Source organism: Dyadobacter sandarakinus (genome assembly GCF_016894445.1).
In the GTDB taxonomy this organism is placed as follows: Bacteria; Bacteroidota; Bacteroidia; order Cytophagales; family Spirosomataceae; genus Dyadobacter; species Dyadobacter sandarakinus.
In genome coordinates this window covers 1629461-1654311 of record NZ_CP056775.1, presented here as the reverse complement: position 1 = coordinate 1654311, position 24851 = coordinate 1629461, and the positions used below count along the sequence as shown (strand labels likewise).

15 protein-coding genes are annotated in these 24851 nt (G+C 54.4%); 9 read left to right on the top strand and 6 right to left on the bottom strand.

The genetic code is table 11. From position 1 onward, the window contains the following. Window positions 1–40: 40 nt before the first annotated feature. From HWI92_RS06550 to nirB, 5 genes are all read right to left on the bottom strand, one after another. A complete protein-coding gene (locus tag HWI92_RS06550) occupies window positions 41–3253 on the bottom strand; it encodes a TonB-dependent receptor (protein ID WP_510186002.1) in 3213 nt (1070 codons plus the stop codon). 110 nt (window positions 3254–3363) lie between these two features. After that, window positions 3364–4020, bottom strand: a complete 657-nt coding sequence (locus HWI92_RS06545; protein ID WP_204661794.1) for a response regulator — start codon at window positions 4018–4020, stop codon at window positions 3364–3366. A 12-nt stretch (window positions 4021–4032) separates the two neighbouring features. Continuing rightward, window positions 4033–5463 carry a histidine kinase gene (locus HWI92_RS06540; protein ID WP_204661792.1) on the bottom strand — a complete coding sequence of 477 codons (1431 nt, stop codon included), beginning with the start codon at window positions 5461–5463 and terminating at the stop codon, window positions 4033–4035. 5 nt (window positions 5464–5468) lie between these two features. Then, a complete protein-coding gene (gene nirD, locus HWI92_RS06535; protein WP_229249015.1) occupies window positions 5469–5810 on the bottom strand; it encodes a nitrite reductase small subunit NirD in 342 nt (113 codons plus the stop codon). A 49-nt stretch (window positions 5811–5859) separates the two neighbouring features. Continuing rightward, window positions 5860–8376, bottom strand: a complete 2517-nt coding sequence (gene nirB / locus HWI92_RS06530) for a nitrite reductase large subunit NirB (protein ID WP_204661790.1) — start codon at window positions 8374–8376, stop codon at window positions 5860–5862. Window positions 8377–8653: 277 nt separating this feature from the next. Here nirB and cobA point away from each other — a divergent pair, with 277 nt between their 5' ends. The 9 genes from cobA to HWI92_RS06485 all read left to right on the top strand — a co-directional run bounded on the left by cobA (window position 8654) and on the right by HWI92_RS06485 (window position 23766). Continuing rightward, entirely contained in the window at window positions 8654–9409 is a 756-nt protein-coding gene (gene cobA, locus HWI92_RS06525; protein WP_204661788.1) for a uroporphyrinogen-III C-methyltransferase, read from the top strand. 21 nt (window positions 9410–9430) lie between these two features. After that, window positions 9431–10783, top strand: a complete 1353-nt coding sequence (locus tag HWI92_RS06520; RefSeq protein ID WP_204661786.1) for an alginate export family protein — start codon at window positions 9431–9433, stop codon at window positions 10781–10783. A gap of 27 nt (window positions 10784–10810) precedes the next feature. Further along, window positions 10811–12124 (top strand): NarK family nitrate/nitrite MFS transporter, encoded by a 1314-nt coding sequence (locus HWI92_RS06515; RefSeq protein ID WP_204661784.1) that lies wholly within the window; start codon window positions 10811–10813, stop codon window positions 12122–12124. 80 nt (window positions 12125–12204) lie between these two features. Next, a complete protein-coding gene (locus tag HWI92_RS06510) occupies window positions 12205–15729 on the top strand; it encodes a nitrate reductase (protein ID WP_204664332.1) in 3525 nt (1174 codons plus the stop codon). Window positions 15730–15736: 7 nt separating this feature from the next. After that, on the top strand, window positions 15737–17203 hold the full coding sequence (locus HWI92_RS06505) for a rubredoxin (RefSeq protein ID WP_204661782.1): 1467 nt from the start codon (window positions 15737–15739) through the stop codon (window positions 17201–17203). Continuing rightward, on the top strand, window positions 17200–17688 hold the full coding sequence (locus tag HWI92_RS06500) for a nitrate reductase associated protein (protein WP_204661780.1): 489 nt from the start codon (window positions 17200–17202) through the stop codon (window positions 17686–17688). The genes HWI92_RS06505 and HWI92_RS06500 overlap by 4 nt, the downstream gene beginning before the upstream one ends. A gap of 98 nt (window positions 17689–17786) precedes the next feature. Beyond that, a complete protein-coding gene (locus HWI92_RS06495) occupies window positions 17787–18140 on the top strand; it encodes a hypothetical protein (RefSeq protein WP_229249003.1) in 354 nt (117 codons plus the stop codon). Window positions 18141–18243: 103 nt separating this feature from the next. After that, window positions 18244–22602 carry a CusA/CzcA family heavy metal efflux RND transporter gene (locus HWI92_RS06490; protein ID WP_204661775.1) on the top strand — a complete coding sequence of 1453 codons (4359 nt, stop codon included), beginning with the start codon at window positions 18244–18246 and terminating at the stop codon, window positions 22600–22602. A gap of 12 nt (window positions 22603–22614) precedes the next feature. After that, the gene (locus HWI92_RS06485) at window positions 22615–23766 is read left to right on the top strand and encodes an efflux RND transporter periplasmic adaptor subunit (protein ID WP_204661773.1); all 1152 of its coding nucleotides are present in this window, start codon (window positions 22615–22617) and stop codon (window positions 23764–23766) included. A 12-nt stretch (window positions 23767–23778) separates the two neighbouring features. Here the strand turns inward: HWI92_RS06485 and HWI92_RS06480 are convergent, their stop codons facing one another. Beyond that, on the bottom strand, window positions 23779–24843 hold the full coding sequence (locus HWI92_RS06480; RefSeq protein WP_204661771.1) for an endonuclease/exonuclease/phosphatase family protein: 1065 nt from the start codon (window positions 24841–24843) through the stop codon (window positions 23779–23781). Between the last annotated feature and the right edge of the window lie 8 nt (window positions 24844–24851).

Here is a 24851-nt window from a genome sequence, read left to right as displayed (position 1 = left end):
CCGGGAACCCCGGCGGCTTTTGCATATAATATCCACTCATTTAAAAGCTGTAACGCAAACCGATCTGTACCTGGTAAGGGTTGCCCGAAGGCGTCACCACACCAGCCGTGTTGACACGGTATACAAACTGGTTTTTGGTCCTGTCAAATGCAGGAATGGCAGGGGTGTCTTTTGTAGCGGGTACACCCAGTGCATAAAGGTTTTGAGTACCCAGTGACTTGTTCCGGCCCCATTCCTTGTTCAGGAAGTTGGCAAAGTTGAAGATATCCGCAGATACTTCGATCGCGTGCGTTCCCGCGATGCGGATGCGTTTTGAAGCGCGGATATCAAACACACCGTAAAAGCTGTTGATGCCCCCGTTTCTTTCCGCAATTTTACCCGAGTTCTTGATGATATAATCCTTAATGCTCTGACTGGCATTGGGGTTGTCCAGGATGGCCTGAAGACCCGTTCTCACGTTTTCAGGTACGCTGGCGTCGTTTCTGTCAAATACAAATGCAAGGTCATTGGTACCTACAAAGTCTCCGTTGGTATTACCGCCCGAAAGCAGGGTATAACGCGTACCACCGATTCCCGAGTAGCGTACTCCCACATTGACACCCCAGAAGCTTGGCAGTGAGCCATAAAATACGATCTTGTTACGAAACTGGTTGTCGGAGTACGACATGAGGCTCAGGTTACGCGGATCATCCCTTACCGGCAGGGAAAGTGTTGCGCTGTTTGCTACGTTACCATTGAATGAGGTATTGTCCTTCACATCATTGTAGGTATAGCTCAAAGTGATCTCCCCGTCGCGGAAGTACTGGTATTTAACATCTGCTACAAAGGAGAACGAATTTACTTTTCCCTGGCTGTTCAGTTCCAGTACACGGCCGAACTGCGTGCTTTTGCGTCCTTTCAGCCAGTCACCCGCGCCATTGGTTGGCATATCAATGCCTCCCGGAACGTACACGCCGCGGTTACCTTCATTGGCAAGACGGAAAAACGGCTCATCCACCATGTTCCTGTCCACATACATATAGTTATTGCGACCCAGGGTCATGTATCCCGCAACACCCACTTTCAGCTTGTCTGTCAGGTATTTGTTGTATGAAAAGTTGGCCTTGTACATCACCGGTACCCGGGCATCGGAACCGTTGGTATTGATCGTCGGCAACTGAAACTGGGACAGGGATGGAATACTGTTGTAGTTGGCACGGTAAGCTGCAAAATCCGGCGTAGGGATGTTCGGGCTGCGCACATCCACAGTAGCCAGGTGCTTTCCGTCAAAGGTAAGGTTGTTGATCACCACATAATTGTTGATATCCGAAGCAAACACGCCGCCGCCAAGACGGAAAATGTCGGTATGCTTGTCGTTAACATCCCAGGTAAACTGCACACGCGGCTGCACCACGAACGACTTGATCTTGTTATCCGTACGGATTTGCAAAGCGTCGTACAAAGTCTGGTTCAATGGGGAGCTCGGATAATGCGCGTAGTCGAGGCGCAAGCCTGCGGTTACGTCCAGGCCAGTTGCGAGGGTAGTCTTTAACTGGCCATAAACGCCTGCATTCCAGATGGTTCCTTTTACAGACCAGTCGTCCATCAAAGGCACTTCCCGGTAGTAGCGGTAAGGTTTCAGTTCATTGAACTGGTCAAGGGAAGTCTTCCCCGCAGCGGCATCCACATTGTAATGGAAACGACCATTTACCTCCGAACCATAGGTGGAATGCGAGCGGGTCATCATGATGTCCGCACCAAAAGTATACTCCACTTTATCTGTATTATAATACAGGTTGTCCACCAGTTGCAGCACATTGTTGGTAAAACGCTCCTGCGCAAAGCGGTGACCGCCCATCTGAATGTTGGTCGAACGTGAAGAACCGTCGCTCAGCACCGAGTTAATGTTTTCCACGATGGCCCGCGGAATGTTCGCGGAAGGAAGCTGGTCGCCGGGCGCACTTCTTTGTTTTACAAATAAATGCTGCACTTTCAGCTCGTTGGTCAGTTTTGAGCTGAGTGTCGAGCGAAGCGATGCCAGCAGGCTGTTGTCCTGGTTGTAGTCATTTCCGTAAGACTCGTAGGCATTGATCGTGGTATTATCTGCCAGCCCCAGCTTGTTGCGGTCGTTGGTGTAGTTGTTGCGGATCGTGAGCAGGTTCCGGTTGTTCAGCTGCCAGTCAATACGGGCAAATGCTGCATCCGAGCCGCGCTTTTTGTCAAATGTGCCAAACTGCTGCGTGTCGGCCATGCCGTACTTGCTGCGGGCAATGTTTACAAACTGGTCGAGCGTAGTTCTGGTAACATTAAAACGGTTTTCGTCAACAGGACTCAGAATGTCGGCAATGATCAGGGGACGGCTGTCTTGCTGGTGATCCCATGCCACAAAAAAGTGCAGCTTGTCTTTCAGAATGGGCCCGCCCAGGGAAAATCCAAACTGGTTGGTAGCAAACTTGTTGTTGATTTTGTTACCGCGGATATCATACGGGCTCGACAACCAGTCAGCGCGGGTGTAGTTAAATGCACTACCGCTCAGCTGGTTGGTACCCGATTTGGTCACCGCACTGATCGTACCGCCACCGCTGCGGCCGTAAGTCACATCGTATTGGTTGGTCACCACCTGAAATTCGCGCACTGCTTCGATCGAGATAGAGTAGGGCGCTCCGCTCCGGCTGGTCGTGGCACCGGCCGAGGTTGGATTTTTGGAACTCATACCGTCAATGGTATAACCCGTGGAAGAGCCCAGCTGCCCGGCAATATTACCGCCGCGGCTTAATGGGGAAAGGTCCATGAGGGATGTGAAATTGCGTCCGTTTACAGGCAGGCGAGTAATGTCCCGGGCCGAAATCGAGGTGGACGCACCCAGGTTCTCAATTTTGTTTTTGATACCGGAAGCCACTACGCTTACTACTTCCAGCGTCTGACCGGCTTCCACCATGCTCATCTTTACCTTCACGGCATCACCCTGGTGGAGGATGTAGCCCGTCTGTTTCTGCTCGCCAAAGCCCACGTAGGTGGCTGTAACGGTGTAGGGACCGCCCAGCGGCAGCTCCCTGAATGCATATTCACCTTTGGCATTGGTAACGGTCCCGGTAGTAAAGCCGGTGGATTCATTGCGGACCTGCACAGTTGCGCCGGCAAGTTCAACATTCTGATTGTCAGTAACAGTACCTGTTATAGAGGCCTGGATAGTCTGGGCCATTGCGCCGGTTCCAAACAGCAGGAACAGGAGCAAAACCAGGCAGGAGTGAAATGGTAAACGGTTTCCCATCATCTTGAAATTGAATTGACTTGAAAATTTGGGTGCAAAAAAAGGTCAATTCCAACTGCCCGATGTTACCGTACTGTTACCTTACTGTAAATTCTCTGTGCGCATGCCCGGGCTTACTTCAGAGTGAGACTGATCAGCCCTGCCGTGTTGCGGACATTTAATTTTTTCATGATACTGGCCCGCTGGTTGGCCACGGTATTGGCGCTGATATCAAACTTCTCGGCAATTTCCCTGCTGCTCATCCCTTCTACCAGGCATTGCAGGATCTGCTGCTCGCGGGGTGTAAGCATGTTCCATACGCCTTTGCCGGCACCGTCTTCCGGTTCGGGTTCCGGTTTAAGAAGTGCCTGTTTCAGCAGTTTCCGGATGATAATGGACGAGGCGTATGGCGGGTAGTACAGCTCACCCCGGGCAATGCTGCGGATCGCCGCAAGCATTTCGTCCCGGCTGGTATCTTTTTGCAGGTAACCTGCGGCCCCGTTTAGCGCTGCCGCCAGGATGTAGTCGGGATTGTTGTGCATGCTGAATACCAGGATGCTGACTTTCGGGAAAGCCGGTACGATCTCGCGGATCACGTCTATGCCCGACATGCGCGGCATAGTCAGATCGAGCAGGATGAGGTCGGGGCGGACCTTGTCCACCATACCAGGCACTTCGTCTCCGTCTGCGGCTTCTCCCGCGATCACCAGGTCATCTTCATCTTCCAGCAGGGTAATAATGCCCTGCCTCACGACAGAGTGGTCGTCTACAACCAAAATCCTTATCGGCATGTTCAGGTTTGTTTACAAATCAACCCGTATCACCAGCCTTGTTCCGCTGTCCACCTTCGAAATGATCTCCAGATGTCCGTTGAGCAGCTGGGTACGCGTACGGATATTCTCAATTCCTTGATGGATGCGGGGCGGTGCAGGTTCCGTGTTCAGGTTACTAATTAAGAAACCTTTTCCGTTATCCGCAATTTCCAGGGTCAGCAGGTGGTGATTTTGATGCAGTTTCATATCAATGTGGGTGGCACGTGCGTGCTTTACTGCATTGTTGAGCGCTTCCTGGGCAATGCGGTACAAGCCCGTTTCCACAGCACGTTCGAGCTTTACGCTGTCATCCGCTACCACGGCAAAGTCGATCCGTATGCCCGAGGCTTCCGCAGTTTGCCCGCACAAAAGCTTCAGAGCTGCCTGCAGCCCGAAGTCGCTCAGTACCGAGGGCATTAGATTGAACGATACCTGTCGGGTCGTCTGAATGATATCCTGCACCAGCGCGGTCAGTCTTCCAAACTGTTTCTGATGCTTTTCTTCATGAAACTGCACGCTTTTCAGCTTTTCGGCATGCAGTTTCAGCGCCGTGAGCATCTGGCCTATGCCGTCGTGCAGTTCCAGCGCAAAGCGTTTTCGTTCTTCTTCCTGCCCCTCAATAAGCGCCGCAGCCCGTACGCGGTCTTCGGCCAGCTGCAATGCATATTTTTCCTCTTCCACCCGCAGCAGCTCATTCTGGGCGACCACCAGTTGCCGGTTCGTTTCCTTCAGCTTTTCATTGGACTGCTGCAAAGCATTCTCCGACTCGGTGAGCATTCTCACCACCCGCCTTGTGGTGTTGACCACCGGTCTAAAGATCAGTAAACCTTCCGCAAACAGCACCAGGATCGTCATGATGTCCAGGATCCATTCGATCCTTTCCAGGTTTTCCAGCCGGCCCACATTTTCCCGGTCAAACTGATACACAATGCGGTCCATCCCGGCCAGGTATTCCTGCTCCTTATCCAGTACATGGCCCAGTGCCAGCTGCCGGTCGCGTACCGGCGTACTGTCGCCCGCTGCATTCGAAAGCTGCACGAAGAGGCTATCGAACACAGGGTTAAGTGCCGCAAACATGGAGTCCAGAGCCTGGCTTTTCCAAACCACCAGCCGCCCGCCCACCGGCAACTTCCGGCTGGCAAGCTGCTGGTGGCTGTTCTTCCATTGATCCAGCAGCGCTGCTGCATCCGCATGGTCACGGTGAGGGATGCCGGTTGTTTTCAGCACCGCAAGCTTGGTCAGCCGCTGGCTCAGCATACGCTGGCGCCCTGCCACATTCACAATCCGGCTGTCGTGATTGAGGCGGTTGATCGCTCTTCTGATCAGGAACAGCCCGCTGATCGTCAGCATCGCTACCACGCACAAAGCCACTACATAAAACCGGGTCAGGCTGCCTGCTACGCGCTTATCGAGTCGTTCCATTTAGGTCATAATCCGATGTATACGAGGTTTTCCTTTACCATCACCGGAAATGTATCAATTTTATAATCATCGCCGGTAAGGCACTGCCCGCTCCGCAATGAAAATGTTTTTTTATGAAAAGGACAAGCTACCTTGGGCTCATCACCCTGGCTGCCGATCATGCCCCTGGAAACGGCCATTTGCCTGCGGTGCGGACATTCATTATCGGTTGCATACCATTCGCCCCGGCGCGCAAAGTTGAAAATTGCGATCTGCCGTCCCTCGATCAGCGCACATGCGCCCCCGTCTTCGGGAATGTCGGATACCTGGCAGGCCACGTGCCAGGTTACTTCGGTTTCTGTGATCATGGTTAGTTTTTTGTTTTTGTAAAAACGGTACATCATTCTTTTCGGCAGCTCAGACCCACTCCCGGGCTTTTTTCTGCTCCCGCATGGTATCAAAGTTTACGGACGGGTCTTTGGCAGGGGTGTTTACAAAATGGCTGAAACGCCGGCGCAGCTCGGGATTTTCTACTACTTCTTTCCATTCGCACTGGTATACCTCAATCAGCTGCTCCATTTCTCTTTCGAGCTCTTCGCCAATGCCGAGTACATCATCCATCACTACCGCCCGCAGGTAGCTGATCCCGCCCTCCATTTTGTTGAGCCAGGTAGCGGTGCGGGTCAGCGGGTCGGCCGTTTTAATATAAAACATGAGAAAGCGGTCGATAAGCCGCACGCAGGTAGCCCGGTCCAGGTCTGTGGCAAGCAGCTGGGCATGCTGGGGCTTGGAGCCACCATTCCCGCATACGTACAGGTTCCATCCCTTTTCGGTCGCGATGATCCCGAAATCCTTGCTCTGGGCTTCGGCACATTCACGAATGCAGCCCGATACCGCCGATTTCAGCTTGTGCGGCGAGCGCAGACCTTTGTACCGGTTTTCAATTTCAATGGCGAATGTCACCGCGTCCTGCACCCCAAACCGGCACCAGGTGGAACCTACGCAGCTTTTCACAGTTCGCAATGACTTTCCGTAAGCGTGTCCGCTCTCAAAGCCGGCCGCAATCAGCTCTTCCCAGATCAACGGCAGGTCACCCACGTGTGCTCCGAACATATCGATCCGCTGTCCGCCGGTAATTTTGGTATAAAGACCGTATTTCTCCGCAACCTGCCCGATCACCACCAGCCGCGCGGGGGTGATCTCGCCTCCCGGAATGCGCGGCACCACCGAGTAGGTGCCCCCTTTCTGAATATTGGCCAGGTAGCGGTCGTTGGAGTCCTGGATGGTTGCCCGGTCGCTTTGCAGGATGCTCTCGTTCCAGAGGCTGGCCAGGAGTGAGCCTATCAGCGGCTTGCACACTTCGCACCCATCGCCGCGCCCGAAGGTATCGAGCACCGCACCATAGGTTTTCAGTCCGTTCATTTTGATCAGGTCCAGCAATTCCTGCCTGGAAAGGTCGAAATGTTCGCATACCACATTCCTGACGTACATGCCCTGCTGCTTCATGACGCCGGCGATCAGGTCTTTGACCATCGGTACACATCCGCCGCAGCCTGTGCCGGCCCCGCACGATTTTTTGACGGCATCGATCGTATGATGCCCTCCGGCACCGACTTCCTGGCACAGCATCCCTTTGGTTACCGCCTCGCACGAGCATATCAGTGCCTCATCGGGAAGGCTCATGACACCGGCGCCCGGCTCTTCCCCGCCCCGCGAGCCCAGGATCAGGTCTTCTGCATCGGGCGGCAACACCGTCTTGTTTTTACAGGTTTGCAGGAGCATGTTATACTGCGATGCATCCCCGACCAGTATTCCCCCGAGCAGCGTTTTGCCATCATTACTGATGTTGATGCGCTTGTAAATGCCTTTGGCCTTGTTCTCGTACCGTACCGTCGTGCAGGCGGGTTCTTCGGCAAAAGCCTCCCCGAAGCTCGCCACATCGGTACCGATCAGTTTCAGCTTGGTGGACATGTCGTAGGGTAAAAACTCCTTTTCGCCTCCTGTCAGCCGCGTCGCCACAGCGTCGGCCATTTCATAGCCGGGTGCAATAAGACCGTAGATCATGTGGTGGGCCAGTGCACATTCCCCGATCGCAAAAATGGACGGGTCGGAAGTTTCCAGCTGGTTATTCACCACAATACCGCCTCTCGGGTGCGTTTCAAGCCCTGCGATCCTGGCCAGCTCGTCCCGCGGCCTGATGCCCGCTGAAATGATCAGCAGGTCCACGTCCAGGCGGGAGCCATCTGCAAACAGCATGGCCTCTATGGTATCGCTTCCCTCAATGGACTGGGTGTTTTTTGATAAATGGATCTGCAATCCCAGGCCTTCGAGCTGGCTTTGGAGCATGCGCGAGCCGGCTTCGTCAATCTGCCGGGGCATCAGCCTGGGTGCAAACTCCACCACATGCGCCTCATCCAGGCCGAGGTCCAGGAGTGCCTTGGCGGCTTCCAGTCCGAGCAATCCGCCGCCCAGCACTGCTCCTTTGCGCGATTTCTGGGCATGGTTGCGGATCAGTTCCAGGTCCTCAATCGTGCGGTACACAAACACGCCTTCTTTCTCCACACCCGGCACGGCCGGTACAAAGGCGCCTGAGCCAGTAGCCAGGATCAGGTAGTCATATTCCACTACTATCCCATGATGGGAACGCACGGTTTTCTGCGCCCGGTCGATATCCGTAACAGGATCGGAGAGGTACAGTGTGATCCCGTTTTGCGCGTACCAGTGAGGGGTGGCAAGGGCAAGTTCGTCCGCCTGTTTTCCGGCAAAGAATTCACTTAAATGTACCCTGTCGTAAGCTGCACGCGGCTCTTCTCCGAAAACTGTAATTGAGAATTGCCCCTCAAACCTGGACTTTGCCAGTAGCTTCTCACAAAATTTGTAGCCTACCATACCATTGCCTGCAACGACAATCCGGGTAGTTGATAGCTCTTTCATAGTAAATAATAACTATAAGTTTGTGAAATATTAACTTTCAAATTTAACTTTTCCCATAAAAGTATAGAAAACCGCCTACTGGGAGTAGTCAAATGTAAATGGCAATAAGTCATTTTCCTAATTTTATATTTGTACAAGTAGTCATTTAATAATATAAATTTTGGCGAATGCCTTGTTTTGTAAAATGTCAGTCTTAATTTTGAGCAGTTAACAGGTATAGTGTTAATGTACTATACATAGTGTAATTCTAATATTCACTTCTATTAAAGGAAACAGGATGGAGCCGAAACTTACACTGATCGGGGCAGGCCCGGGGGATGCAGAGCTGATCACGCTCAAAGGTATCCGCGCCTTGCAGCAGGCTGATGTTGTACTGTACGATGAGCTCGCCAATGCCGGGCTCCTGGACTTTGCCCCGGCACAAGCCTTGAAGATTTACGTAGGCAAAAAAGCGGGACAGGCTTCTTTCTCACAGGACGAAATCAATGGGCTGATCGTGCGGCTTGCCCGGAAGCGCGGCCACGTGGTACGTCTCAAAGGCGGCGACCCTTTTGTATTTGGACGGGGATTCGAGGAGATCCGGCACGCACGCGACCAGGACATTTCCTGCGAAGTAGTACCCGGAGTGTCCAGCTGCATTGCGGTACCCGGCAGCCTGCAGATACCCGTGACAAGCCGGGGCGTGAGCGAAAGTTTCTGGGTGATCACGGCAACGACCCAAACCGGCGAGCTCTCAGAAGACATGCAGCTTGCAGCCCAGTCGCGGGCTACGGTGATCGTGCTGATGGGTTTGGGCAAGCTGGACGAAATCTGCGGATTATACCGGCAGTTTGGCCGTGCTCACCTGCCGATGGCCGTGATCCAGAATGGTACCCGGCCGGATGAACGCAGTGTGCTCGGCCAGGTTTGGGAGATGCCGCAGCTTGTGCGCGAAAAACAGATCGCCACGCCGGCAATCCTCATCATCGGCGAGGTAGTGGCCCTGCATCCCTCATACGCACTTGAATATCTGCAAAGCATGCAGCTCGTCTGAACCGTACTTCCATCCCCGGATATGAAAAGATACTTTTACCTGCTTTGGGCAGGCCTGGTGGCTGTGGCCTCCGGTGTGCCTGCCAGTGCCCAGTTCAGTCTTTCGGCCCAGCTCCGCACACGCACCGAACTGCTGTACGGTCAGGGCAGTCCCTTATCGCGGAACGAAAAAGTCGCTTTTTTTACCTCCCAGCGTACGCGTCTTCATGCAGGCTACAAGGCCGAGCGCCTGCAACTGTTTGCCACCCTGCAGGACGTGCGTGTATGGGGTCAGGATGCATCCACCAACAACCGGATCACCAGCCCGGCCCTCAATGGCCTGATGCTGCACGAAGCCTGGGCCGAGATCGGGCTGCTGGACACGGCTAAAATCAGGACGGGTCAAATGCTGACGCTGAAAATCGGCCGGCAGGAACTCCTCTACGACGACAGCCGGGTGCTCGGCAACCTCGACTGGCTGCAGCAGGCACGCCGCCATGACGCTGCTGTTCTGAAATATACCGGCAGGGACTTTACCATGCACCTGGGCGCAGCGTATAACCAGAACCGTGAGCTTCGTTCCGGCACATTGTATGATGGTGTGCCGGCAGGTTACCCGGCGGGCTCCAATGGTATCGGTACCATGTACAAGTCGCTGCAGTTCCTGTATCTCGCACGCAGGATAAGGCATGGAACCCTTTCCTTCCTGACGGTTAAAGATGATTTTCAAAGGTACGGGCGTGATAGTACGGGAAACAAATTCCTGCATGCCGGTACCTGGAAGCGCATCACACTCGGACCTTACCTGCAAACCAGCTTCGGACAGCACTGGAATCTGACCGCCAATGCATTTTACCAGACCGGCTGCGACAAGGATGGCCGACGGCTCGATGCCTGGCTGTACTCCGTGCGCGGCAGCTACAATCCAAGCCGGACATGGACCATCGGACCAGGTTTTGATTTTACCTCGGGTACCCAGCCGGGTGCTCCACAAAATCATTCTTTTGATCCCCTTTATGGAACTCCGCATAAGTTTTGGGGGCAGATGGACTACTTCTATGCGGGCTCCGGATTTGGTAGGGGCGGCCTGGCCGACTGGTATGTAAGCAGCACAATTAAGGTTGACAGCAAGCTTAGTATGCAGGCTGATATCCACCATTTTGCAAGTGCCAGTGAGGTGCGTAATGCTCAGGACCAAAAGCTCCGGGCTGTACTGGGCAACGAGCTGGACGTGATCCTTAACTATACTATGACCAAAACCATCACCTTCCAGGGCGGTTACTGCACCTTCCTGCCCACCGCCACACTGGCCCAGGTAAAAGGGGTGAGTGACTACCGGAAAGTGGCCGCCTGGACATACCTGATGATCAGCATCAAGCCTGATCTGCTGAAATAAATTTCATTCACCTGTCATTCCATTCTCATGAAAACAGTTGCAAAACCGCTTGAAAAGCTGACCATTCTTTCGTTCAAAGGCGTACAAATGCGCACCTTCCATCTTACCTGGATGGCCTTTTTCCTGTGTTTTTTCGGGTGGTTCGGGCTGGCGCCCCTCATGCCCGTTGTCAAGGCCGACCTGGGACTCACCAAAACGCAGATCGGCAATATCATGATCGCGTCTGTGGCAGCCACGGTAGTGGCCCGCATCCTGATCGGGAAGTTGTGCGATACCTGGGGCCCGCGCCGTACCTATGCCGCTTTGATGGGGATCTGTTCCATTCCGGTGATGACGGTAGGGCTGGTACAATCTTACGAGATGTTCCTGCTATTCAGGCTGGTGATCGGGGTGATCGGTGCCTCATTTGTTATTACGCAGTTCCACACCTCGGTGATGTTCGATCAGAAGATCGTGGGTACTGCCAATGCGGTGGCCGGCGGCTGGGGCAACCTGGGCGGCGGGGTTACCAACATGCTCATGCCGCTCGTATTCGGTGCGTTTGTAGGGCTTGGCTATATGCCGGGTGCAGCATGGCGTATGGCCATGGTTATCCCGGGTGTGCTGCTCCTGGTCTTTGCATTTGTGTATTATTTTTTTACAAAAGATACCCCGGCCGGCAACCTCGACGAAGTGGAAGCCATTCACCCCCAAGCTGTAAAAGCAAAAGGTACCCTTGCGGCAGCCGCCAGGGATCCGCGTACCTGGGCGTTGTTCCTGGCTTACGGGGCATGTTTCGGCATTGAGATTACCTTTGACAATGTAGCCGCGCTTTACTTTTCGGAGCATTACCATACGTCACTGGCTACGGCCGGGATACTGGCAGGGACATTCGGTTTTATGAACATTTTTGCACGGGCCGTCGGCGGCATCATGGCAGACAAGGTGGGCAGCCGCTACGGCATGGCGGGCAAAGGAAGGTTGCTGGCATTGCTGCTGGCCCTGGAGGGAATTGGTATGGCCCTTTTTGCACAAAGCAGCAGCGTGACCATGGCCGTACTGCTGATGCTCGGCTTTGCCATGTTCCTCAAAATGGCCAATGGCGCTACCTATGCGATCGTACCCTTTATCAACCGCAGGGCGATTGGGTCCGTGAGCGGGATCGTAGGAGCAGGAGGCAATGCAGGTGCAGTACTTGCAGGTTTTTTGTTCAAATCATCTTCCATATCGTACAGTGAGGCATTCATGTACATCGGAGCTGCAATCGCCTGCGTGGCCGCCATCGTTGCGCTGGTCAATTTCGAAACAACAGCCAGCATCCCCGAACCCGCAGAGCTAAACCCCATCCACCTAAAAGCCTGACAAAACACTCGCTAACTCGCTAACTCGCTAACTCGCTAACTCGCTAACTCGCTAACTCACTAACTCATCACTACCAAATCATCCCGCCCTTGAAAACCTCCCACAAATCCACCTGCTGCTACTGCGGCGTCGGCTGCGGCGTTGTGGTCAGCCGCGGAAATAATGGTGAACTGACCGTTGAAGGTGACAAAACGCACCCTTCCAGCAAGGGCATGCTTTGCTCCAAGGGAATGAACCTGCATTACACGGTCATGGACCAGTCCGACCGCCTGCTGCATCCGCAGATGCGCCTGAGCCGGGGTGCACCCATGCAGGAGGTAAGCTGGGATACGGCGCTGGAACGTGTTGCCCGGGTTTTCCAGACCTTTATACGTAAATACGGCCCCGACTCGGTAGCCTTTTATGTTTCCGGGCAGTGCCTGACGGAAGAGTACTACCTGATCAACAAGCTCATCAAGGGTTTCATCGGAACCAACAACATCGACACCAATTCCCGCCTGTGCATGAGCTCGGCGGTGGTGGGGTATAAAATGTCGCTCGGCGAAGACTGTGTGCCCGTTTGCTATGACGACATTGAGGCAGCCGATACCTTTCTGGTCACCGGTGCCAATCCTGCCTGGTGCCACCCGATCATCTGGCGGAGGGTGGAAGCCCACAAAGCCGCAAATCCCGGTGTGAAGATCATCTGTGTCGATCCGCGGCGTACGGACACGGCCCGCTCGGCCGATCTGCATCTGCCGCTCCGGCCGGGTACCGATATTGTGCTCCACCACGCAGTCGGGCGGCTGCTGATTGAAAATGGGCATGTGGACCCCTCTTTTATCCGGGAGCATACCGATGGGTTTGAAGCCTACCGGCAGAAAGTAATGGAAAGAAGCACCGAAGAGGCCGCTGCCATTTGCGGCGTGGAACTTGCCGCTCTTTTGCAGGCGGCAGAGTGGATCGGCCAGGCCAGGGGATTCCTGTCATTATGGACCATGGGACTCAATCAGTCTGTTATCGGGGTTGATAAAAACCTGTCGCTGATAAACCTGCACCTGATTACCGGCCAGATCGGGAAGCCCGGCAGCGGACCATTTTCACTGACCGGACAGCCCAATGCCATGGGCGGCCGTGAAACCGGTGGGCTGGCCAGTCTGCTCCCCGGCCACCGCGAAGTAAGCAATGCAGCGCACCGGCAGTATATGGAAACATTCTGGAATACGCCCGCCTCCATAGCCCCTGCACCCGGACTGACGGCTACGGAGATGTTTGCAGCGCTTGCCGAGGACCGGCTCAAAGCCATATGGATCATCAATACCAACCCCATGGTGAGCATGCCCGATATGCATGCCGTGGAGCAGGCCATGACCAAAGCGCGGTTTGTGGTTGTGCAGGACGTATCAGACCGGGCGGACACCGTGCGATTTGCAGATGTGGTACTTCCCGCCGCGGCCTGGCTTGAAAAAGAAGGTACGATGACCAATGCAGAGCGGCGGATCACGCATTTGCCCAAAGTACTGGATGCACCGGGCAATGCGCTGCCGGATGCCGAGATCATCTGCCGGTTTGCGGCCAAAATGGGCTTTGAAAATGCATTCAGCTATCCACACATTTCAGCGGTATATGAGGAGTATGTGCAATGTACGGCAGGTACCCACATAGACGTGAGCGGGGTAAGTTACTCAGAGCTGGACAAGCAGCGAAGCATACAGTGGCCTTTTCCGGCAGGGATGAAAGGGGAGGAGCGGAGCGGTACCAGCCGGCTTTTTGAAGACCATCTTTTTTATACAAAAAACCAGAAAGCGCAGCTGCACGCCGTAGCTGACGAAAATGCCTCCGAACCAGCCGACGCAGACTTTCCGCTCGTACTCACTACCGGCCGCATCCGCGACCAGTGGCATACCATGACCAAAACAGGCCGGGTTGCCAGGCTGAACAAGCACATCCCGAAACCGGTGCTGCAGATCAATCCGCAGGATGCCCGGGAGCGAGGCATTACAGACGGCCGGCTTGTGGCGGTGACAGGCAGGCGCGGACAAGTGACCGTGCACGCTCAGCTCACCGCCGATGTACGGCCGGGCCTGGTGTTTTTGCCTATGCATTGGGGTAAAATGCTGGAAAGTGATGCGCTGCGGACCAACAATCTGACCAGCAGCCTGGTAGATCCTAAGTCGAAAGAGCCGGATTTTAAATTTACTGCGGTGGAAGTGGCGGTTTTTGAAAAGCCATCTGAAAAGATTATTGTGATCGGGGCGGGATCGGCCGGGCTGGGATTTATCAATGCATACCGCGAGCGCAACAGCCGGGATGAGATACATGTTTTTTCAAAAGAGATCTATCCTTTTTACAACCGCGTGCTCCTGCCTGACTATATCAGCGGTGCACAGCCCTGGGAGCAGCTCGTCAAACTCAGGGAAGATCAGTTTGCCGGTCATGGCATTATAGTGCATAAAGGTATCTCCATCCGGCATATTGACCGTAAAAACAAGGTGGTGGTGGACAGCGACGGGCACGAGCATACCTATGACAAGCTCATCCTGGGCATGGGAAGCACTGCCATGATGCCCAAAGGGGTACCGCCGCTGCCGGGCATTTTCAACATGCGCTCGCGCCTGGACGCCGATGCCCTTGCTCCCTTTCTGAAGCAAGCCGATCCGCATGCCGTGATCGTGGGAGGAGGCATACTCGGCCTCGAACTGGCGGCTGCTTTCCGGCAAATGCAGGTGCGCGTGTCGGTAGTGCAGCGGAGCGGTCGCCTGATGGAGCGGCAGCTGGACCCGTTTGCCAGCGAGCTGCTGTACCGTGAGCTGCTCGACCGCGGTATTGAGGTTTACTTTCATGACGAAGTATCTACGTACACCGGAAGCACTGCGCTGGAAGGCATTATCCTGAAATCGCGCCGACAGATCCGCTGCCAGGTGGTTGTCCTGGCAGTTGGCACGGTACCGGCGATCGGGCTTGCACAGGAGGCCGGGCTGGCGTGCAAGCGGGGGGTGGTTGTGGACGATTACCTCCGAACCTCCGACCCTGACATTTACGCCGCAGGAGAAATTGCCGAATGGAAAGGTTCGATGTGGGGCATTACCCTGGCAGCAGAGCAGCAGGCGGGCGTGATTGCCACGCACCTGGCCGGCGAAGTGGCGGAACCTTTCCGTGGCAGTATTTCCATGAACATCCTGAAAATGGAAGGCCTGCACCTGTGCAGCATGGGGCTGACCGAAGCACCTGCCGGCGATCCGTCGTACGAGCAGATCGTGTTTATGGATGAAGCCAAACGCTATTATAAAAAATGCATTGTACACCGCGACAAGCTTGTGGGCGCCATTCTGATCGGGGACAAAAATGAGTTTGCCGAGTTCAGGGAGCTGATCGGGTCCGGTACCGAGCTGTCGGAAAAAAGACTTCAGCTGCTGCGATCCAGTGCGCAGGCCGACCCCATGGAAGGCAGGCTCATCTGCTCCTGCAACCATGTTGGGGAGGGGAACCTTGAAAAAGCCATAGCCGGCGGGTGCCGCGATTTTCAGGCCTTGTGCGGAAAGACGGGAGCAGGTACGGGCTGCGGCTCGTGCCGGCCCGAAGTCAGGGCGGTTCTGGAAAAAGCATTGGAGACAACATGCGTCTGACAAAAACATGAGAGACTACTATCAGCTCAAAATAAACCTGCCCGGCGGCAGGGTGTCGCCCGGTACGCTGCGCGACCTGCTCATCGCGGCCCGCGGGTGCGACGTACGCCAGGTCCGCTTCGGTGCCCGGCAGCAACTGCTCATGACGGTACATTATGAAGACACGCGCCGGCTCGAACAGGAGCTGCGGAAGCTGGGCGCTTTCTTTGAGACCCAGACTGACCGTTTTCCCAACATCATCAGCTCGTACTGCGGCGAAGGCGTGTTCCGGTCGGGGTCGTGGCTGGATGCGCAGGCTTACCATACCGTACTCGACAGCTTTGATTTTCAGCCCGGCGTGAAAATCAATCTTTCGGATGCCGCCCAAAGCTTTACCCCTTTTTTTACGGGAAATCTAAATTTTATTTCTTCCCCCGAACCTCATTTCTGGTACCTGTATGTCCGCCCGAAGCAGCAAAATCAGGTGTACAGGTGGCGTGAGCTCGTGTATAGTCCCGAGATCGGCAAGCTTTCGGCTGCATTGGAAGCGACAGTGCTGGCAGGTGGGGAGTGGAATGACGATCTTGTTTTTGAACAAATAAAAAAGAACACGCCCTATGTTGCCCAGCCTGTGGTCCAGGAGCTGGAACTTCCCTCATTTTCACTCCCTTACTACGAAGGATTTAACCGGTACGATGCGCGCACCTGGCTCGGGTTGTACCGCAGAAATGAAGATTTCCCCATCGATTTCCTGATCGACGTATGTTCACTTTGTATGAAAACCCGGGTCGGGGAGCTCTGTACTACCCCATGGAAATCGCTCGTCGTCAAGGGGATCGAAGACCAGCACCGGGAACAATGGAGCAATATCCTCGGCAAGCACAACATCAACGTACGGCATGCGGCCAGTGAGCTCGCCTGGCAAACCGAGGACCATCACCAGGAGGGCCTTACCCTGAAAACGCACCTGATCCGGTATTTCGAAAAACAGGACATGCGTACCTTCGGGCTTTGTTTCGGCATTCAGACGCGCCCGAAATCGGAGGTTTTTGGCTCGGTCCTGATTAAAAAGCGCCCGCTGCTGCGGCTGGGAACAATCAATTTTTTCTGTGTGTACGATATTTTTTATACCGAAAACTTCAATCCCAACAGCCGCACGCTGGTACCTTTTGAAATCGGTTTGTTCCGTATGCATCTGGCCGGCCAGCTTGAACGCCTCTGCCGCAGGTTCAGTAACCAGCGGTCGCGAGAAGTGCTGGAAGCAGCGGTGGCTGAGAACGAGCAGCAGAAAAATGAAGCCGGCAAAACCCCCAGCCTGTATGAATGCACCGACTGCCTGACGGTATATGATTCTGCACTGGGAGATGTGCTGGGCGGCATCGCACCCGGTGTTGCATTCGGGTCACTTCCGCCGGCCTGGTGCTGCCCCACCTGCGATGCGCCGAAGTCCGCATTTAAACTTGTCATTCAACCCATTCAAACCATCCTGTCATGATCGCTGCCGACCTTGCACCCCGCTATTTTGAATTTGAACAGGAATTTGCGGCCAGCCTGCGCTGTATTCCGATGATCGTGCGCTACAAGCTCGATGCGTGCCGCGTGAAAATGCAGCTTGCGGACTGGGTGAAATGCAGTTTTGCACAAAAAGAACAGCTGGCCTGCATGCCCTGCAGTGATCCTGACGACGTGCTGGTGTACAAAAACTATTTAACAAACCTGATCGAGAAACAGTCGGGTTACGCTCCCAAAATGCTTGCGCACATTGCTGACAGCTGGAACGACCTCTCCCAGGTACCCGCGGAAGTGGCGGAAAAAGCCGCCGACTGGGCTTGTCCGGTTCCGCACCTGCACCAGTGGCAGTACCTGGATGTGCTCGAACGGTTTGCATTGGTCAAGCTGAGCCGGTCCGGGCACGAGGGCAAAAACTTTCCTGCCGCCTGCCGTGAATTTGGGTTGTTGCCGGTTGGTGCGGCACATTAATCGCGGCACAAGCATCTGCCGGACATTCCGGTTTCTTGTTCAGGAAAGGAATTTTGGGTAATTTGGCAGCTGTGAAGCGGTTTGCACGAAATATCCTTTTGTTTATAGTCATACTCGACGCCACGTCGCTGTGTGAGCTGCTCAAAGTGCCTGCTTTGATAAAACATTTCGTAGAACATAAATCAATTAACCGGGAAATCGGCTTCATCGACTTCCTTTCCATGCATTACTGGGGCAAGGATATTGATGACAATGATGACGAAAAGGATGGCCGGCTTCCATTCAAAAAGGTGGAAGTGCACCACCACACCAACCAGCTTTTCATTCCTTCGCTGGAACATTTTACCTTCAAAAACAGCTGCGTTCCGCTGCACCGGCATTATGGTCCGGACAAGCCGCAGGTAGCTTACTACATTACACTCGGCTCACTTTTCCGCCCGCCGAGAGCCTGAAAAACATGCTGCATACAGCCGGGCCACTGCGGCCCGGATTACCATGTACATTTTCTGATGTGCATGCACTTTCTGTTGCTATGTATTTTTTTCAAAAATCATCATGCTGAACAAAATCATCCGGTTCTCCGTAGAGAACAAGCTGGTGATCGGAATGTTTATGGTGCTGTGGATATCCTACGGTATTTTTGAACTGACCCGGTTGCCCATTGACGCCGTACCTGATATTACCAATAATCAGGTGCAGGTGATCACTACCGCGCCTGCCCTGGGCGCCGAAGACGTGGAGCGTCTCATTACTTTTCCGATTGAGCAGGCGATGAGCAACATCCCCGGCCTGAAAGAAAGCCGCAGCCTGTCGCGTTTCGGACTGTCGGTCATCACCATCGTGTTTGAAGACGAAGCCGACGTATACTGGGCCCGCCAGCAGGTGAGCGAGCGGCTGGCACAGGTCGATATCAATGAAAATGCCAATAAGCCCGAGCTGGCCCCAGTATCCACCGGACTGGGCGAAATTTACCAGTACGTGCTCAAACCGGCGAAAGGGTACGAGAAAAAGTACAGCCTGGCCGACCTGCGTACTACCCAGGACTGGCTTGTAAGGCGCCAGTTGCTGGGTACTCCGGGTGTGGCGGACGTATCTACCTTCGGGGGCGAACTCAAGCAGTACGAAGTGGCCGTAAATCCTGGACGGCTCAAAGCCATGAACCTGACCATCAGCGATGTATTTACGGCCCTGCACCGCAATAACCAGAACACCGGCGGCGCCTACCTTGAAAAAGGTCCCTCGGTTTTGTATATCCGCAGTCTGGGTCTGGCCGGGTCCATCGAGGATATTGGTCAGATCGTTGTCAAAACCAGCGCAGGCGGCACACCGGTGCTGATCAGCCACGTGGCCGACGTTCGCCTGGGCTCCGCGATCCGTTACGGAGCACTTACGCTGGCCGGAGAGGGCGAGGTGGCAGGCGGGATTGTTATGATGCTCAAAGGCGGCAACTCCTCGGAAGTGATCAAAAACGTGAAAGCCCGGATCACTGAGATCCGTAAAACGCTCCCGCGAGGCATGGTGATCGAGCCATTTCTGGATCGCACCAAAATGGTGAGCCACGCTATAGGAACCGTGGAGCGGAACCTGCTGGAGGGGGCGCTCATTGTGGTGGCGGTACTGGTTATTTTCCTGGGCAACCTGCGCGCAGGGCTCATTGTGGCTTCGGTTATTCCATTGTCGATGCTCTTTGCGGTGACCATGATGAATACCTTCGGCGTGAGCGGCAACCTGATGAGCCTGGGTGCACTGGATTTCGGGCTGATCGTGGATGGTGCCGTGATCATCGTAGAGGCCATTCTGCACCACCTCTATTTTTCCAGTAAATACACCGGCCTTGAAAAGATTTCACAGGGGAAAATGAACAAGGAAGTGATCCACTCGGCTTCGCGCATGATGAATGCGGCGGTTTTCGGGCAGATCATCATCCTGATCGTGTACCTGCCGATCCTATCGCTTTCCGGTATTGAGGGTAAAATGTTCAAGCCCATGGCGCAGACCGTGGCTTTCGCAATCCTTGGCGCCTTTATACTTTCACTTACCTACGTGCCCATGATCAGTTCACTGGTGATCAGCCGCAAAGTGGTGCATAAGCCCAATATTTCGGACCGGATCATGGCCAGGCTGGAAAGCATTTACAGCCGCTTGCTTATGCGGGCCATGCATATCAAAAAATGGGTGGCGGGCGCTGCGTTTGCAATGTTCGGAATTGCCGTATGGATGTTCCTGCAAATGGGCGGAGAGTTTATCCCCCAGCTGGAAGAAGGTGACTTTGCCGTGGAAACCCGCCTGCTGGTCGGTACCAACCTCAGCACCACCGTAGAGGCGATCAAACGCGTTTCGGAAACCATTGAGCGCAAGTACCCCGAGGTAACGCAGGTAGTGTCCCGGATCGGCAGTGCCGAAATCCCCACCGATCCCATGCCCATCGAAGCGGGTGACATGATCATTGTGCTGAAAGACAAATCGGAATGGACCAGCGCAAAAACCTTTCCCGAGCTGGCCGAAAAAATGGCAGCTACTGCCCAGGAAGTGGTTCCGGGAATTACTACCGGGTTTCAGTATCCGGTACAAATGCGCTTCAACGAGCTGATGACGGGTGCCAAGCAGGATGTAGTCTGTAAAATTTTCGGGGAAGACCTCGACAAGCTTGCGGCCTACGCTGCCCAGCTAGGCGAAATTGCGAAGACCGTGGAGGGTACTGCCGACTGGTACGTTGAAAAAGTAACCGGAATGCCCCAGATCGTGATCGAATACAACCGGGGTGAAATTGCCAAGTACGGCCTCAATGTGGATGACATCAATACCACCGTCAATGCTGCCTTTGCAGGCGCAGCGGCAGGGCGGATTTATGAAGGCGAAAAGAGCTTTGACCTGGTGGTCAGGATCGGAGAAGAGGGCCGAAAAAGCATTCAGGATGTCGAGAACCTTCCCATTTCCACTCCCACGGGTATTCAGATCCCCCTGTACCAGGTAGCCCGCATCGCCGAAATCGAGGGCCCCAACCAGGTGCAGCGCGAAAATGCCCGTCGGCGGATCGTGGTAGGATTTAACGTGCGCGGGCGGGATGTACAATCCATTGTGGAAGAACTACAGCAGAAAGTGTCCGCCCGGATGCGGTTTGAGCCGGGGTACTCGGTTACATACGGGGGAGCGTTTGAAAACCTGCAGCAGGCAAAAGCGAGGCTGGGCATAGCGGTACCCGTGGCATTGCTGCTGATTTTCGTGATGCTCTACTTTGCCTTCTCGTCGGTGCGGGAGGGAGCGCTGATCTACACGGCCATTCCGCTTTCGGCCATCGGCGGCATTTTTGCACTCGCAGCCCGCGGGATGCCTTTCAGCATTTCGGCAGGCGTGGGCTTTATCGCATTGTTCGGCGTAGCAGTACTTAACGGGATTGTGCTCATCTCTGAATTTAACCGTATCAAAAAAGAAGGCGAATTTGCCAGTCCGCTGGACCTTGTACTCACCGGGACACGCAACCGCCTACGCCCGGTACTGATGACTGCCTCCGTAGCCTCGCTGGGATTCCTGCCGATGGCGATGAGCAACGGAGCGGGTGCAGAGGTACAAAGACCGCTTGCCACGGTCGTGATCGGAGGACTTGTGACGGCTACCCTGCTGACACTTTTTGTACTTCCGGCTCTGTATTTGTTGTTTGAACAAAAAGGCAGCAAGTCAGGCCCGGCGGGAAAGGTGGCGGTCATGCTGCTGTTTTTACTCGGTGCCCCGGCGGTTCACGCGCAAACCCGTATTGTCAGCATCGAAGAGGCGGTGGAAAAAGCAGTGCAGCAAAACCAGCAGGTGCAGGGTTCCAGGCTGGCCCAAAGGGCTGCCGAGCAACTGCGGTCGTCGTCCTTCGATATGCCCAAAACGCTTGTGAGTGCCGACTATGGCAAGTTCAACAGCAACTACCAGGATTCGCGTATCGGCATCAGCCAGACTTTTAGCTGGCCCGCAGTGTACAGCAGCCAGCGGAAGGTATTACAGTCCGACTACCTGGCGGCCCAGGCGCAGGTGCGCCTTACCGAGCAGGACGTACGTGCCAGAACCCGGGAGCTATTCTACGAGTATGCGGTTTTAAAAGAAAAAGAAAGGCTGCTGATGTATTCTGACAGTATTTTCGGACTTCTGCAGCGGCGGTCGGAGCTGCGTTTTCAGAAAGGTGAAACCAATGTGCTGGAAAGGACCACAGCCGCAACCCAGCAGCAGCAGATTGCCAATCAGCTTGAACTGCTTCAAAAAGACCTCGCGATCGTGTTGCGTGAGTTTAACCTGGTATTGGGCGGAGGCGAAGAGCGGATACCCGGCATTGTATCTCCCAAAATCAACCTTCCTGTAACAACGGCAGACACCACGGCCGCCCACCTGCCGGCTGTTGAGCTTGCCGGTTTGCAGACCCAGGCTTTATTTTTCAGGTATAAAACGGAAAAAGCACGCCAGCTGCCGGACATCACGCTCGGCTACAACAATCAGAGCCTGAGGGGTTATCAGACGATAGGCGGGCAGGATGTGTATTTTGGTCCGGGTAAGAGGTTCAGCTACGTGAATGCGGGTATCAGCATTCCCCTGTTTTTCAAGGCACAGTCGGCAAGGGCCGCTGCTGCCAAAACCGACTATGAGCGGGGCCGGAAGCAGGCGGAGTGGGTAGAGCGGCAAACGCAGGCCGGGCTGAGGATTGCCGCTGGTCAGGTAGAAAAGTTTACCCTCAACCTGCAGTACTACGAAACCCGGGCACTCGAGAATGCCACCGTGATCCTCACCACGGCCGACCGCCAGTTCCAGGCAGGCGAGATTGATTACCTGCAATGGGTGATCCTGGCCGGGCAGGCGATCAGTATCCGGAATGAATATGTGAATGCACTTGGTGCCTATAACCAGGCTGTCATACAGCTTCTCAGACTGAACAACTTATAACGATATTTTAAGATGAAAACATACCTATTGACCGCGCTCACCTGCCTGCTGCTGGCATGCTCAGGCAAACCGGAAAATGAAGCGAAGGAGGCAGAAAAAGAGGCACCGGAAACGGCTGCTGAGACTACAACGGTCACATTTACATCCAGCCAGCTTACCAATGCAGGCGTGCAAGTAGGCACGCCGCAGGTAGAGCAGGTGAGCGGCATGCTCAGTCTGCAGGGTAAAATCGATGTTCCGCCCCAGAGTACCATCAGCCTCAGCTTTCCCCTGGGCGGCTACCTGAAATCGACCCGCATGCTGCCGGGAATGCATGTCTCCAAAGGACAGGTACTGGCCGAGCTGGAAGATATGCAGTTTATACAGTTGCAGCAGGATTACCTGACCGCCAAGGAAAAGTTTGAACTGGCGGAAAGTGAATTTAAGCGTCAGCAGGATCTGAATGCCAGCAAGGCCAGCAGTGACAAGGTTTTTCAGCAGGCCAGGTCGGAGATGGAAATGCAGCGCATTCTCATGAGTGCGCTCGCCCGCAAGCTCGAAGTGATCGGCATCCGGCCGGAGCGCCTGCAGCCCGAAAGCATTTCAAAAACGGTGGCCATACTTTCGCCCATCAACGGATTTGTTTCCAAGGTAAATGTGAATGTAGGCAAGTACACGGCGCCCACCGACATGCTGTTCGAGCTGGTCGATCCGAGCGACATCCACCTTTCGCTGAGCGTCTTTGAAAAAGACCTGAATGCATTGTCTATCGGGCAGCATGTGACTGCCTATACCAACGACGAACCCGGCCGCAAGTACGATGCCGAGATCATCCTGATCAGTAAAAGCCTCGACCAGGACCGCATGGCGGAGGTACACTGCCATTTTGAAAAATACAGCTCCCGCCTCGTACCGGGTATGTTTATGAACGGACAGGTATCCGTCAAAAGCAAGCGTGCACTCACCGTTCCCGAGGAGGCGGTTGTGCGATGGGAAAACAAGTACTATGTTTTCCTAGACCAGGGCGCCGGCAAGTTCGAAATGTTAGAAGTGAAACCGGGTTCTGCCGACCGGGGCATTCAGCAGATAGAAGCACCGGAACTGACGGCCGCTACCCGCCTGGTGGTACGGAATGCCTATGCATTGCTGCTGAAGATCAGGAATACGGACGAAGAGGAAGGGTAGTGCCGGGTGGCATTACTCCGGACTTTCCTTGTGCACCTTTTCTTCTGCCAGCTCCACTTCTTCAGCCGTAGGCTCAGGCTCCTCCTGCTGGTACTGGGCAGCAGCTTCAAACTGCAGCCGGATCAGGATCGGGAAATGGTCGGAGCCGAAGCTCGCTAGTCTTTTCAGGCTCACCAGCTTGAAGTCCGTGGAGCAGAAAACATGGTCGAGTGGAAAGCGCAGAAAAGGGTACCAGGCGTGGAATGTATTGTAAAATCCCCGCCCGATCCGGGGATCGAGCAGGCCGCTCATTTTGGTAAAAAGGGCTGTGGTGTACGACCAGGCCACATCGTTGAGGTCACCCACGACGATGGTGGGCTTCGGGTCTTTTTTTACTTCTTTGGCGATGAGCAGCAGCTCCTTGTCGCGGTCGGTCGAGTAGCGGTTTTCGCCGGGTACAGGCGGAGTAGGATGCACACAGTACAGGGTCACTGCCTTGCCTGAATCCAGCTGCACCTGCGTAGTGATGGAAGGGATCTCCTCATCTACCAGGTGCCGCACCTCCGGGTTGACCAGCGGAAGACGTGAGTACAGGAGCATACCGTAGGTGTTACTGAGCGGTACCAGCACCTGGTGCGGGTATTTGCCGGCAAGTCCCTCCGTACCTTTTCGCCAGTACTCGTCTGTTTCAAGCAGCAGAATGACGTCAGGGTTAATTTTTGAAATCAGATCCATGCAGCCCGCGGTATTCTTGTTGTCCTGTAAAACATTGGATGAAAAAATACATATCTGATCCTGCTCAATGATCTTGTCAGCTTTCTTAAGGCGCTTGCCGGCAAGGTAGGTAAATGGGAAGATCTGGTAGCCAAGATAGCAGGCATTGAGGATGGTGCAGCCCACAAAGAGATAGTCGGCGCGCGACTCGGGCATGCCCAGCATCAAAAATGCCGATGTAATGATGATGTTCAGGATCAGCTTCTGAAGCCGGGGATACTCAAATACGCGGAAGGTCCAGTAATCACTTCGGATCAGCGGGATAAGGCTGATTATGACGATGAGATATCCGGCAATTTCAAGTCCGGTTTTAACAGCTTGCATTGTTTAGA

Bases quoted from the DNA above. Each gene is read 5' to 3' on its own strand.
- HWI92_RS06550 (WP_510186002.1), bottom strand. From the start codon at position 3,253: ATGATGGGAAACCGTTTACCATTTCACTCCTGCCTGGTTTTGCTCCTG.
- HWI92_RS06545 (WP_204661794.1), bottom strand. From the start codon at position 4,020: ATGCCGATAAGGATTTTGGTTGTAGACGACCACTCTGTCGTGAGGCAG.
- HWI92_RS06540 (WP_204661792.1), bottom strand. From the start codon at position 5,463: ATGGAACGACTCGATAAGCGCGTAGCAGGCAGCCTGACCCGGTTTTAT.
- nirD (WP_229249015.1), bottom strand. From the start codon at position 5,810: ATGATCACAGAAACCGAAGTAACCTGGCACGTGGCCTGCCAGGTATCC.
- nirB (WP_204661790.1), bottom strand. From the start codon at position 8,376: ATGAAAGAGCTATCAACTACCCGGATTGTCGTTGCAGGCAATGGTATG.
- cobA (WP_204661788.1), top strand. From the start codon at position 8,654: ATGGAGCCGAAACTTACACTGATCGGGGCAGGCCCGGGGGATGCAGAG.
- HWI92_RS06520 (WP_204661786.1), top strand. From the start codon at position 9,431: ATGAAAAGATACTTTTACCTGCTTTGGGCAGGCCTGGTGGCTGTGGCC.
- HWI92_RS06515 (WP_204661784.1), top strand. From the start codon at position 10,811: ATGAAAACAGTTGCAAAACCGCTTGAAAAGCTGACCATTCTTTCGTTC.
- HWI92_RS06505 (WP_204661782.1), top strand. From the start codon at position 15,737: ATGAGAGACTACTATCAGCTCAAAATAAACCTGCCCGGCGGCAGGGTG.
- HWI92_RS06500 (WP_204661780.1), top strand. From the start codon at position 17,200: ATGATCGCTGCCGACCTTGCACCCCGCTATTTTGAATTTGAACAGGAA.
- HWI92_RS06490 (WP_204661775.1), top strand. From the start codon at position 18,244: ATGCTGAACAAAATCATCCGGTTCTCCGTAGAGAACAAGCTGGTGATC.
- HWI92_RS06485 (WP_204661773.1), top strand. From the start codon at position 22,615: ATGAAAACATACCTATTGACCGCGCTCACCTGCCTGCTGCTGGCATGC.
- HWI92_RS06480 (WP_204661771.1), bottom strand. From the start codon at position 24,843: ATGCAAGCTGTTAAAACCGGACTTGAAATTGCCGGATATCTCATCGTC.